The organism is Acetobacter malorum (assembly GCF_001580615.1).
Lineage (GTDB): Bacteria > Pseudomonadota > Alphaproteobacteria > Acetobacterales > Acetobacteraceae > Acetobacter > Acetobacter malorum.
The window spans coordinates 205427-218883 of record NZ_LHZC01000056.1; the positions used below are offsets into that span (position 1 = coordinate 205427).

General features: G+C 50.0%; 9 protein-coding genes. 8 read left to right on the forward strand and 1 reads right to left on the reverse strand.

Going from position 1 to position 13457, the window contains the following annotated elements:
• The first annotated feature begins 520 nt into the window (after positions 1 to 520).
• From AD930_RS15095 to AD930_RS15120, 6 genes are all read left to right on the forward strand, one after another.
• Positions 521 to 1381, forward strand: a complete 861-nt coding sequence (locus tag AD930_RS15095; RefSeq protein WP_061506993.1) for a LysR family transcriptional regulator — start codon at positions 521 to 523, stop codon at positions 1379 to 1381.
• A gap of 197 nt (positions 1382 to 1578) precedes the next feature.
• The gene (locus AD930_RS15100) at positions 1579 to 2976 is read left to right on the forward strand and encodes a carbohydrate porin (RefSeq protein ID WP_244150620.1); all 1398 of its coding nucleotides are present in this window, start codon (positions 1579 to 1581) and stop codon (positions 2974 to 2976) included.
• 47 nt (positions 2977 to 3023) lie between these two features.
• Complete coding sequence (oxlT, locus tag AD930_RS15105) at positions 3024 to 4238, forward strand: oxalate/formate MFS antiporter (protein WP_061506887.1); 1215 nt, start codon at positions 3024 to 3026, stop codon at positions 4236 to 4238.
• Complete coding sequence (locus AD930_RS15110; protein WP_061506888.1) at positions 4238 to 5194, forward strand: bile acid:sodium symporter family protein; 957 nt, start codon at positions 4238 to 4240, stop codon at positions 5192 to 5194. The genes oxlT and AD930_RS15110 overlap by 1 nt, the downstream gene beginning before the upstream one ends.
• A complete protein-coding gene (locus AD930_RS15115) occupies positions 5194 to 6786 on the forward strand; it encodes a gamma-glutamyltransferase family protein (protein WP_061506889.1) in 1593 nt (530 codons plus the stop codon). Before AD930_RS15110 ends, AD930_RS15115 begins: the two co-directional genes overlap by 1 nt.
• Positions 6787 to 6836: 50 nt before the next feature.
• Positions 6837 to 8054, forward strand: a complete 1218-nt coding sequence (locus tag AD930_RS15120) for an OprO/OprP family phosphate-selective porin (RefSeq protein ID WP_244150621.1) — start codon at positions 6837 to 6839, stop codon at positions 8052 to 8054.
• 218 nt (positions 8055 to 8272) lie between these two features.
• Here the strand turns inward: AD930_RS15120 and AD930_RS15125 are convergent, their stop codons facing one another.
• The gene (locus AD930_RS15125) at positions 8273 to 9535 is read right to left on the reverse strand and encodes an oligogalacturonate lyase family protein (protein ID WP_061506890.1); all 1263 of its coding nucleotides are present in this window, start codon (positions 9533 to 9535) and stop codon (positions 8273 to 8275) included.
• A 177-nt stretch (positions 9536 to 9712) separates the two neighbouring features.
• On the opposite strand from AD930_RS15125, the gene AD930_RS15130 reads away from it, so the two are divergent.
• Together AD930_RS15130 and AD930_RS15135 are read left to right on the forward strand one after the other, a co-directional pair.
• Complete coding sequence (locus tag AD930_RS15130) at positions 9713 to 11977, forward strand: TonB-dependent receptor (RefSeq protein ID WP_061506891.1); 2265 nt, start codon at positions 9713 to 9715, stop codon at positions 11975 to 11977.
• Positions 11978 to 12152: 175 nt separating this feature from the next.
• On the forward strand, positions 12153 to 12815 hold the full coding sequence (locus AD930_RS15135; protein WP_264820967.1) for a LamG domain-containing protein: 663 nt from the start codon (positions 12153 to 12155) through the stop codon (positions 12813 to 12815).
• Positions 12816 to 13457 lie beyond the last annotated feature (642 nt).

Genomic DNA, 13457 nt, shown 5'->3' on the forward strand with positions numbered 1-13457 from the left:
GCGGGGTCTCGTTCTTCAATCGGCAGCAGGGCGTTAGGATGACCTGGACCGCGAGAATAAACGCCTTCGTCTGGGAAAGGGGATTATCAGGGATGAGAGGAAAATTCTAAAAAAGCCCACCGTTGTCCGTGCGCTAAAAACACGAAGTTTGCCTTCATCTATGGGTATCGGCATGCATGACCAATTGGGAAACTGTATCAGATCCCGCAGACTGCGGTACGCTGCTACCAAGCCCGGACATCCCGAGCGGCTTGGTAGCACCCGCCGGCACAAGTCCAACGCACGACACGCCCAATCTGGACCGATTAGCTTTCAGTCTTGTATACCAAATAATAAACTCATCTTTCGCAGACAGAATAAAATCACAGCAATATAAATTCCCATTTTCTTGTCATAACACGAACAAACATTAAGTATTTTTTACACTGCTCCCATTTCTTTATCGCATCGTTTTCCTTGACGATTTCATATCCATATCGCATCAATCGGATATAGCGATTCCGTTTTGGTGTTTATCTATATGCTCGATAAATCTAATCTAGATCTGCAACACCTTCGGTCTTTCCTGGCTGTCGCAGAGACGCTCCACTTTACATCTGCGGCTCATCGCCGGGGCGTTAGTCAATCGACCATAAGCCTGCACATCAGCCGCCTGGAAGAAGCGCTCGGCATTTCCCTTCTTTCGCGCTCAACGAAAGTGGTCGAACTCACCAGTTCGGGGCATACTCTTATCCGTCTGGCACAAGACGCCCTTCAATCTCATGACAGAATTTTTCAACTCTCAGAAAAACTCGAAACACAGACTCAAATAAGACTGGGGTTAACAGAAGATCTTATTCTTTCAGACCTTCCTTTATTACTTAGAAATTTTAGAAAACAGAACAACAAAACTCAGGTCAGTCTTATCACAGGATTAAGCCACCAATTACGCGACCGACTTGGAACCGGGGATATTGACCTCATGTTTGGCATGCAGGCTCCTCACGAAACGCATGGCACCTTACTCTGGCAAGAAACTCTGAAATGGTACATGCACCCTGAAGAAATTCTCGATAAGGAAAAGTCCATACCTCTTGTGGTTTTTCCAGAAGGAAGTGTTACCCGCCGCATAGCACTCGAAACCCTTAATCGACACAAAATCCGTTGGCATATTGCATTTTGTAGCGACAGCCTCAGCGCTCTGCTTGGAGCAGTAAAAGCAGGCTACGGCTGCACGCTGCAACCCGGCTTTCTCCAGCGGAGCGCCCTTGCCTCTCCTATCGTTATCCCAGACTTACCCGAAGCATTGCCTGTTGGTTTTGTCGCACTGAACAACAAACAAGAGTTCAGTTCCCTTGAAAATATGCTGATCCAGGCAACAAAAGATGCCTTTCCAGGCTGAAGTCAGCACATAAAAACAGGCCCGCCATGATCTTGTTCAAGAAAATTCCCAGCCCACTTTGTTTTGGCTTGCTCCTCGTTGGTGCTGTTCTTCAGATGCCCCGCCCCGCTTCTGCGTCCCTCGCTGAGGGTGACACCACAACAGCCCCTAACGTCGTGGTGCACGGGAAAAATTCGGATAATGGACAGGCACGCAGCATGACGGATCCTTCCGTGCCCGCGTATGTTCCGTCCATCAACACCCCGGGAGGTGTTCCATCCACTCCCTCCGCCAATAGTGCACATTCGACTGCTCCCCAGCCCTATCTTTTTTCCATGCATACACAACCTGTTATGTCTGCTGGGAAATACCTCTCTAAAAATGGTATCTACATTACCGGCTGGAATGTTTCCGAATATTCTGGTGTTCCTGCCGGCGGCATAAAACATGGTTCCTTCTTCAATAATTTTGCAGGGATTGGGCTGGATCTGGATATGCAGCGCATTGCGCATATCCCGGGTGCAAAAATCCATTTTCTGGCAGATGATGTTGCCGGTCAGGGACGCGCAGGCGGAGCGACCGGTTCCAGTTGGGGGTTTGTTTCCTATTATGGAAACCACAATGGTTTTCAGGTCAGAGAATTTACGTGGGATCAGGCTCTTTTTAACAACCGCCTTTTTATTCTGGCAGGCCGTTCCATGCCCAAAGGCGGCGAGTTTGACGGGTCTGAACTCTACTGCATGTTCCCGTCTTTCCTTTGTTCTGTGCCAACTACCCTCACAGTCAACGGCTCCATGCCGTCCTTTGTCACGTCCTCATGGGGCACACGTTTCCTCTATAAACCCACAGAAAAAACTTACATTAAGACAGGGATCTGGGAAGCCGAGCCTTGGTTAAAAGCCAGCAACCATAATAGCTGGCCCGGCCCGGACTGGGGTTTTGATAAAGCCGAAGGCGAATACATCCCGACTGAGGCAGGCTACCGCACAAACTTCACCAATGACCTCTATCCCCGCGCTTATGATCTCGGGTTTGTTTACGATACCGCCAGCTATTCTGACCCGCTCTACAACAACCATGGCCAGTCTCGCCCTCTGTATGGAGGAACGGCCATGAACCGCCGTGGCCGTACACAGCTCTACCTTCAGGCGCAGCAGATGATCTGGAAGCCAGATGAACATGGAACCAGAGGTCTGATCCTTTTTGGCGCGGCTAACCTCATGACATCAGGGAACGCCGCCATCAAAGATGGTTTCGTCGCTGGTCTGTTTGACTGGGGTCCCTTTGCCAGCCGTCCTCGTGATTATTTTGGTCTGGTTGGTCAAAGCTTTATCTGGGACCATAGATTTGTTGAAGGCATGAACGATACACTCACCGCGCATGGTCACCATGCCAAATGGGCAAAACAGGAAACCATGGTGGAAGTAAACTATGGCCTGAACATTGCCCCTGGCGTTATGTGCACACCCTATTTTGAATATATCTGGAACCCGGACCAGTTGGGACGCAAGACCATTCTTCCCAACCTGAACACCGCAGTACAGGCCGGCATCATGATCAACGTCCAGTTCAGTCCAGCTTTTGGCCTCCCCACCCTGCATCGCACACGTAACTAGCCCGTAATGACCGAGCTACGCAGCAATTTCCAAAAAGGATACAGAAGATGATCGCAGCAAAATGGCGGCAGATGATAGCCGGTCTGGTCTGCATGGGGGCCATTTCCTCCCCGCAATATGTATGGACCCTGTTTACGCCCGTTCTGAAAACAGATTTTAGCGCCAGTGCCGCAGCCTTGCAGGTTACCTTCTCCCTGCTGATTGTGCTGCAAACCCTGTTCTCGCCCATCCAGGGCTGGATTGCGCGTCATGTCCTGCCGCGTAACCTGATTATTGCGGGCATTGTTCTGACTGGCTTCAGCTGGGTTGCCTCAGCGCAGGTCCATTCTCTCACCATGCTTTACCTGACCTATGGTGGACTAGGCGGCATTGGCACCGGTATTGTTTATGTAGGTGTCGTTTCGCTCCTCATGCAGTGGTTTCCTAAAAACCGGGGCATGGCAGCCGGGGCTGCTGCCGCAGGTTATGGCATGGGGGCCATGCTTACCACATTCCCCATCTCTCATCTTCTGGCTGCGTCTGACTGGCGGAACACCATGACGGTGTTTGGCATCATCATGGCCGTTGTAGGCGTTGTCGCAGCCTGCTTCCTGAAAACACCGGAAAGCGCCGCCTCCACCGACACTTCTTCTGCAAGCACGGGATATCTGACCGCTTACGTCGTAAAGACCCCACTCTTCTGGCTGATGTTTTTTATGATGGCGACCATGGCCACATCAGGCCTGATGGTTACCTCTCAGCTCGCCCAGATTGCGACAGATTTTGGCGTAGCACACCTTACTATTCTGGGAATGGCCGCTCTCCCGCTGGCTATGACGCTCGACCGCATTGCCAATGGCGTCACACGCCCGTTGTTTGGCTGGGTTTCCGACCATCTGGGGCGGGAGCAGACTATGGCTTTCGCTTTCTCTCTTGAGGCAATTGCCCTGACATGCTGGCTCGCTCTGGCCAATCACCCTGTCGCTTTTGTGCTGCTTTCCGGCATCGTCTTCCTCGGCTGGGGTGAAATTTTCTCGCTTTTCCCTGCCACACTCACCGATACGTTCGGCACACGTGATGCCTCCCGCAATTACGGACTGCTCTACATGGCACAGGGCGTGGGGGCAGTCTTTGGAGGCCCACTGGCAGCGTGGCTGCATCAGGCCAGTGGCAACTGGCATCCGGTCTTCGCACTGGCCATTGGAGGCGATCTGCTGACAGCCGTTCTGGCTCTTGCCGTTCTGCGCCCCATGCGCCGCCGTTTTATGCAGCGTGCGTCCTGATGCGTAAAATCGACCCTTTTCTGACAGCTCTTATTTGTGCCGTCCTTCTGGCGACAGTTCTTCCGTGCAAAGGAAACGCTACTCTCATTCTGGAATATGTGACCGATGCCTGCATCATGGTCATGTTCTTTATGCAGGGTATCAAACTTGAGCGGCGCGCCATTCTGGAAAATATGCGGAACTGGAAATTGCAGGGGCTAGTACTGGCATGCACTTTCCTGCTTTTTCCCCTCCTCGGGGTTTCGCTCCATGCTCTGGCGCCGGGCCTGCTGGACAGCAATACATGGCTGGGCGTGCTGTTTTTGTGCTGCCTGCCCTCTACGGTTCAGTCCTCTATTGCCCTGACGTCCCTCGCCAACGGGAATGTGGCGGCCTCCATCTGCGCAGCAACGCTCTCCAATATTGCAGGCATCTTCATCACACCGGTTCTCGTTTCAGTGGTTCTACACACGCAGGGTGTATGGTCTGCCCAGGCCATCACAGATATTGCAGTGCAGCTTCTGCTTCCCTTTGTGGCTGGCCAGCTCTTTCAGTCCGTTTTGCACAAATGGGTACACCGCAACAAAAAGATCATTTCCATAACAGACCGCTCTTCTATCCTGCTTGTCGTATATACAGCGTTCAGTCATGCCGTTGTGGAGGGCATCTGGTCCAAGCTGGACTTGCAGAGCATTCTCTCTCTGGTGGCCATAGATGTCGGGCTGCTGCTGCTTGTGTTGCTGATCACACTGCTGCTCGGAAAAGCCTGCGGTTTTCCTTCTCGCGATGAAGTCTCCCTCATTCTGTGCGGATCCAAAAAATCACTTGCTTCGGGCGTGCCTATGGCAAACGTCCTCTTTCCGGCCTCTATCGCAGGTTTCATTATCCTGCCGCTGATCCTGTATCATCAGATCCAGCTTTTTCTCTGCACACTCATTGCGCGCCATTATCACACCAAACATTCTTCGGACGTCTAATGCTGCATACATTTCATGCTACGCGGGGAATGGTGACCTCGCCGCATCATCTCGCAAGTCAGGCCGGGCTTGATATTCTGAAAAAAGGCGGCACAGCGCTGGAAGCCATAGTTGCCACAGCGGCGACTCTTTCTGCCGTTTATCCGCATATGACAGGACTTGGCGGGGATGCTTTCTGGCTCGTTTCTTATCCAGATGGCCGCACCTGCGTTATTGATGCCTGTGGCGCTGCTGCTGCCAAGGCCAACCTCGCTCTCTATCAGGACGCTGGTCATACTGAAATTCCATGGCGTGGAGGCCTTGCCGCCAACAGTATGGCAGGCGCGGTTTCAGGCTGGCAGGAAGCCCTACGCCAGAGCGCGGCAATAAAGCCCGGTCTTTCTCTATCAGAGTTGCTAAAGGACGCCATTTACTACGCTGAGGCAGGTTATGCTGTTTCAGATAGTGAAGCCGCACTTCTCCACACAAAGAAAGCCGAACTGGCTCACAATCAGGCTTTCATATCCGCTTATGCTGGGGGAGACGCACTGGTGCGCCAGGGAGAAATCCGCCGAAACCCGGCATTAGCACGGACTTTACAGCATCTGGCGGCGGATGGGCTGGACAGTTTTTATACCGGCCGCATCGCGCAAGCCTTGGCTCATGACCTCCAGCAGGCAGGAAGTCCCCTGAGCATTGAAGATTTTACAAGCCACAGAGCGATACTTACCGCGCCGTTGCAAGCCCACATTCACGGAGCAAAACTCTACAATACGCCGCCCCCCACACAAGGCGTTGCTTCACTCGCCATTCTCAAACTGTTCGACCAGCTTCATGCACCCGACGCAGAAAGTTTTGCCCATATCCATGGACTGCTGGAAGCCACCAAAAAGGCTTTCCTCTTCCGCAATGCGCATGTCGGGGATCCTGCCTTCATGACGGCGTGTGCACAGAGCTTCCTGAATGATGCAGCGCAGATGAAAAACCTTGCAAGCAGTATCGATATGAAACGCGCCATGCCCTGGCCTGCGCCCTCCCAGCAAGGAGACACCACATGGATGGGGGCCATTGATTCAAATGGCGTTGCTGTCAGTATGATACAGAGCCTGTATTTTGAATTTGGCTCTGGCGTGTTCCTGCCAGAAACAGGACTTATCTGGCAAAATCGCGGCTCGTCCTTCCGTCTGGCAGAAGAAGGCTGGAATACGCTTAAACCCGGACGGAAACCATTCCATACCCTCAACCCCGCCATGGCCCGCTTTGATGATGGCCGGGCCATGGTTTACGGCACGATGGGAGGAGAAGGACAACCACAAACACAGGCCGCCATTTTTACACGGTATGCTCGCTATGGTATTCCACTCCAGCAGGCTGTCACGGCACCGCGGTGGCTGCTGGGCCGAACATGGGGAGCAGAAAGTGTCTCTCTCAAAATGGAGTGTAATTTTTCCGAGCTCCTCATCCAGCAATTGAAGCAGGCAGGGCATGATGTAGAACTTGTCTCGCCCTTTTCCTCCATGATGGGTCATGCGGGTGCCCTCGTCCGCCACAGTAACGGTATGATAGAAGGAGCCGCAGACCCCAGAAGCGATGGTTGTGTTGCTGCATTTTGATTATGATTTCTGAAAAACTGCCTCTGTTTTTTAAAGCGTCACCTCGCAGAATGAGTGCTTTGCGGCGCTACGCTCTGCGCTTCTCCGTCGCCTGTGTGGGTGTATCACTGATCCACACACCAGCGGCGTTTGCGGGCACGATCCCAACTTTCAAGTTCGACGGCATCACTATCAAACCCTATGCGACTGATCAGTTGGATATAGGAGGCTTCCCCAAAACCAGCCAGCCCGCACCGGGCGTTGGAGCACGAGGCGGGCGCATTCGGAATGGCGCGCGCATTACCATTCACGATCAGGTTGAACTCGGCGGCATCTGGGATTTCGGCCCGGCCCCCGGTGGACAGATGCGTCTTTTTGAAGGTCAGATCAGCTATATTGGACTGAAACCCTTTGTGTTCACAGCAGGTATTTTCAAACCGAGTTTTGGGCTTGAATCCATGCAGGCTCAAGGGGACACGGCTTTTATCGAACGTTCCAGCATTTCCACCATTACCCGCAATATTGCGGCTGGCATTGAGCGGCAGGCTGTTCAAATAGAAGTACATGGCAAACGATACCATTTGGCGATCTCCGGCACCGCCGGAACCGCCGGTCCGGGAGAAAACGGTAACCAGCGGGCCCTTGTTTTCCGGCTGGTAGGTGTACCCATCCGCACGCAGGATCTGTTTTTCCATGTCGGGTTTTCAGGAGAGTGGGTCTTCAAAGTCGCTCATGGTCGCGGAGAGGGACCTGCGGCCACATTTTCCGATTACCCAGAAATGAATATTGGCCTGACATCCAAATATCTGAATACAGGAAAAATAGACCTCAGGAGCGTTGGGGCTTTTGGGCTGGAAGCGGCAGCGGCCTGGAAAGGGCTACTGTTCCAGGGGGAGGCTTATGAAATTATTGCGAATAAAGCTGTAGAAAACACAACGCAAAAGCTGCATTTTTCAGGCTGGTATGCTCAGGCCAGTTACACACTGGTCGGAAAGCCGCGGAGCTGGAAATCCAGAACGGCCGCTTTTTCTTCCCCGACATGCGCAAAAAATCAAAATTACCTTTGTAATGGGGTAGGACTTATTGAGGGCTCAGCACGATATTCAGAAGCCAATCTGAGGTCCGCTTCCGTTGATGGAGGGCAGCAGAAAGCATGGTCTGCCAATTTGAACTGGTGGCCCATGGATATTTTAAAAATTGCTTTGCAATATGAATATGGCACGATCAAAGGGGGCCGCATTCCAGAAAATTTCCATGCCGTTCTCTCCATGGTTCAAATCAAATTTTAACGGCTAGTTTGGAACCTTAATTTTCATGGATTATTTCTAAAAACTTCTTAGGTTATTAGAGACGAATTAGGCAGGCTGTCTCTTGTATTACCCCTCCCCCTGATACCGACAAAACGGATCAACAACTGCTGAAGAGCCAATCATTTACCTCTGAAAAGAAATGAGGGGGATTATGTCGATCCGATACCCCCCACGCAACAACATTTTTCCCCGTGACGTTACTTGCTTACCTCAACAGCAAAGACATACGTCGGGCCAAACATATTTGAACGGAAAATCACGTACTTTCCATCCGGCGTAAAATTAACGTTCGGCTCCAAATGATAATTATGTTTGGACATATTGACCAATCGCTCAGCCCTGAACTTGCCTGGCTGAATGAGATGTTCACCTAAACTGCGATCATCCTTTACCAGTTCCGGATGAAACAAATAGAGCCACCTGGCTCCCGGTGCATCGCTGCCGTCGCCCGCAAACAGGCTCCCGTCAACTGACCTGTTAAAATGGATAGAGGATTCTTCCGGAGCGTAATGGAACCACGTTCTATCTCCATTTTCGACGTTATAGCTTGCAACGAATGAGATCATCCCTAAAGGTATATGAAGATCATACCATATGTTTTTTCCGTCATGGTCCCACCACTGGTGGCCACTGCCTTCCATCTTCATGATGCGTGGATCGATATGTTTATTTTCTGAACCATCGGTGCGAATGGTCCACAGTTTTTCTACCTGTTGCCACTCCCCTTGATGAGCATACATGAGCAATGTCGGATCGGTGGGTGAAAACTGTAAATGGTCAATCCAGTCCGTGCTGGCAAATACTGGTTTGATCTGACCTGTATGTAAATCTACGGTAAAGATAACCATCGGTAGCCTTGCAGCCAGACGTCTGCTCATCTTGGTCTTTTTGTCTAAAGGCTCTTCTGCTGTTGGGTGCGGTGCCACCTGCCCTGCCTGGCGTCCATTATAATCTTCGCCGTCTCCAACAATGTAGCTCCCTGCGCCCAGCGTTTCATCTGCATTAATGGAAAAAATGCCTGCACGCCGTGGTAGATCAGCTATTTTTCTCTGCTCACCCGTCTCGATGTTGGCAGCCCAGAGAGAGCCATAGTGTGAGTCACCTTTTAGCCCTTTGAAATAATAAACTGTTGCCGTTTTGTGTCCTACTACAACGGCTCCAGGCCCACCTCCAACTGGGCCTTTGACCAAAGGTTTGGCCGTAAACGTAGACAGGTTAATTACACCGATACCACGGTCTGCCGTCGTGTAAATCATCTGCTTACCGTCGGGTGTATAAGCATGAATGTTAAAATACAGACTTGCAGATCCCGGCTCATCCGTGACCCGAATGACGCGATGACCTGTATCGGGATCAATCCACGATTTTGGGGGCGATTTTGCATCGGCAAAAGACAAATCTGGCAACAGGCACAACGCCATAGCGCCGCAAAAAGCGCGAATCGAATATCGTTTGAGCATGGATAGGCCTTTTATTAACACTAACCTCGTTAGTACATTATTATCAATAAAACACCATATTACGTTTTATTAAATATACCAACGAATAATATCGTGTGAATAAGGCCTTTCCTAATTCCACATTTTTAATCGGTGGTTGAGTTGAGTATCTCGAGACACGCTTTCGTAAGTAGCTTTTTGCTGACGACCACCTTGCTGAGCACCAATGCCTGGTCGGAGCAAACCTCAGACTCTCCTGAGATCAGCCATAAAAAACTCCAGAAACTTACCAAACAAAGCAGTAAGCGTGGAGCTGGAGAGTCTGTAGACGTTGTTGGAAACAGAGCGACAACGGACAGACAAAAACCGACATCATCATCCTATCATTTCACGGGAAAAGAGCTGGAAAGTGAACGAATCAATACGATCGAAGACCTCCAGCAACTCTCCCCCAGCCTGAATGTTGATGCTGCCGACCCCTTCAATAGCAGTATCTCCATTCGCGGCATGGGGGATGGAGGCGGCCAGACAGGGGGGGAAGCCAATGTTGGCATGCCGAGCAGTGTCGGGCTATTTCTTGATGGTGTGTATTTGAGCCGTCCTTCCATGATGGCTCATGGGTTTAACGATCTTGATTCGATTGACGTCTATAATGGCGCAACCCAAGGCACCTTGTATCCAGCTAACGTGACGGCTGGTGTTATTGACATCAAGACAAGAGTGCCAACCGCTACCCCCCGCCGCGAAGCATTCTTTTCTTACGGCAGTTATGGATACATGCGAGCATCTGCGCTGGTCTCTGGGAAAATACTGAATAATCTTTACAGCAGCATTAGCTATAACCACACAGCGCAAGGCGGTTACATAAAAAATGTCCGTTATGGAAACAACGTTAATGGCTACCATGGGGACAGCGTTCGCACTCAGCTTTACTACACACCCACTGAAAATCTTAATTTCCGTCTGATTGCAGATTATAGCGCTGAACGCGAGACACCAACACCAGTTCTATACAAAAGCATTACTGTGGAAGGCGTCAATCAGTTTGAAAATAGGTCTGCTGCTTTGGGAAACCATATTATAACGGGCCGTGCGACTGACATTGATTACCAGAATTATGATACAACTCAGCAACTGGGTGTCTCTCCTCAAATAAGCTGGAGATTTGGTGGAGGCTGGAAACTCTCGTCTATCAGTTCGTTCCGCTACTTCTATACGAACCCTGTTATGTCTGACCCATACAGTATTAATGCCTATTACAATTCTGGCACGAATGTCAGAGATAGAACATGGTACGAAAATATTCGCTTTGATTCCCCTCACTGGAAAACCATTAATTTTGCAACAGGTTTTGCCTATTCTGGTGAGAGCCTTAATACCAATGCAATTACTCAATATAGTGATGGCGTTTCCGGAGCCTGGTATAAAAGCGCCAGTTACAATGATTTGACCGTCTATCGTTATGGCTCTTTAAGAGATGATTACTATTCTCTCTATGCACAGGCAACAGCACATCCCTTGAAGAAGCTCACAATTAAATTTGGTTTCAGAGAAGGAATTGATGATAAAAGTGGAACATTCAGACGATTGAACAGAAATCCATTTTACTCAGGCATATTAAGCAAAACGACCGCTTTACCTTCAGCAATGGTAAATATTGATTACGATCTGGATATCCTGACAAAATTTTATGTTGCACTGTCTTATGGCAAAAAAGCAGGCGCCATAAATATATCTTCGGGTTCTGCTAGCAAAGCCGGATTCGATAGCCTTTATATCAAACCAGAAACGACAGAGAGCATCGAGGTTGGCTTGCATAAAGATATCCCTATAGCAAATCTCGATTTCAAGATTGATTACTTTAATGCACTGGTCAAAAATTTTCAGACGCAAGGCTATGATACGGACTCTCAACAGACTTACTTAACCAATGCAGGCAACTATAGGTCTCGTGGGGTTGAATACACCATGAACTGGCACCCCATAAAAAATCTGAATATCACCCCGAATGTTTTGTATAATGATACAAAATACCTCAGTTACGACAGCGCCCGGTGCGCACCGGAAATCTCTTTACAAAGTCACCCCCCGTCTTCCTGTAACCTGAACGGGCGCCCGGTCTTCCGCGCACCAAAGGTCTCCTTGAGCGTTATGGGGCGTTATGAGCATAGTCTGGACGACAAATCTTCCCTTTATGCGACTGTCCGCTATTCCTATCGCACAGCTACTTTTGCAACAGTTGATAATTCCCTATCAGCTAAAATCCCGGCCTATGGCCTCCTGAATTTTTCATTAGGCTACAAGTTGAAAATCCACGGAACATCTCTGGATACATCTATCTGGGTCAATAATGTTTTGGATAAAACTTACTATATGAGTCTCCGTGAAGGCGATTATGGCTCTGTTTTCGGATGGATGGGAACTCCGCGTATTATTGGCGGCTCTGTGGGCGTTCATTTTTAGCATTAAACGCTCGCATAGGAATGGTGTTAATTACCCCTCTCACAGGCATCAATAACAGCATGATAAATCCCCAAGGTTTCGGCGCACCTCGTCACATAGCCTGCTCCAACCGAGGTCTTCTTAGAATTACCATGAGCCGTCTGGCACTCCTCTCCAATGATCGTGAGGGCATGCTATGAAGAGCCGACGCCTACTTTGGGGATTACTGGCTTCTGGCGCTCTGAGCCAGAATGCCCTAGCCGGAGAACTGCCACTACTGCACTGGGCAGAGGAGAACTGGCGAGTGGAAAGCGAACCTTCCTCCCCCCCTTCCATCACCCGGCAGGAGCCTGATGGCAGCCTGTATTTACAGGCACGGAAGGGCATGACGATCTGGCTGCTCCGCCCGCTTTCTGGCAGTTATACCCTGTCGTTTGAGAGGACCATCCTTACCTCGTCTCCATCATGCCGCCTATCGGACATGAATTTTTTCTGGGCAGCGCATGAGCAGAACAACGCTTTACCTCATATACGCGACGGCGCACTTGCCTCCTACAATAACCTGATACTGCTTTACGCCGGTATTGGGGGTAACACGAACACGACAACCCGCTTTCGTTGGTATGACGGTTCAGGCAAGCGCCAGCTTTTACAGGAAAGCACCCAGGAAAAAGATCTGCTGCAGGCGGGTCATACCTACCACATTACACTCACAGTCAGCAAAGAGACCACGACCTTCCTGATTGATGGCAAAACCGTTTTCTCTCAAACATCAACGCCCGCTCCAGCTGGATATTTTGGCATAAGAACAGTTGGCTCTTGCCAAAAGCTAAATAACTTTACACTCCTCCTAGACTGAAGAAACCTCCAGATTATACTTACATCACAAAATATTTTTCCTATCTTTGTCGCTAGTAGTTTGCTCCACGTTGATTAGGGAGCTCTGGAACGTATCGTCAGTTAATTCCGATGATGGGGGAGACGAGTGACACTGCTATGAGGAAAGTTGATTTTGGCTTGTCGTAATCGGCAACCGAATGGCGGAAAACCCGCTCGATCACACCGCTTTCGCATCAGCGACGTAATCACCAGTAAACGCTCTTCCGGTCCCCAAAACCGGGTGGAAATATCATGCCAGGGAATCCCAGTGGGATAACGATCCCACTCGGCTTTCATAAACAGACGGTTATCGGCGGCCATGCCATCGACATCACCTTCGCGACCCAGGAGCCCCCCTAGATCCGTTCCCATTGATCGTCGGCTTATACCATACCGCCGCATCTAATATATTTCCAAAAAATAGGGAAAAAACATTACAAAACACGTCAATGTACAAAATCAGTCTCGTCCATCCGATAACTGACGACACACTCTAGAAAACTAGAGGCTATTCAAATATCAAAAGCTAAGATTGAGGTGAAATATGCGTCTGCTCTTCCCGTAAAGGATAGAAATCCTCGGTATTGACTGAAACACCCTTATCAGCATTTGCAGGCGTTTT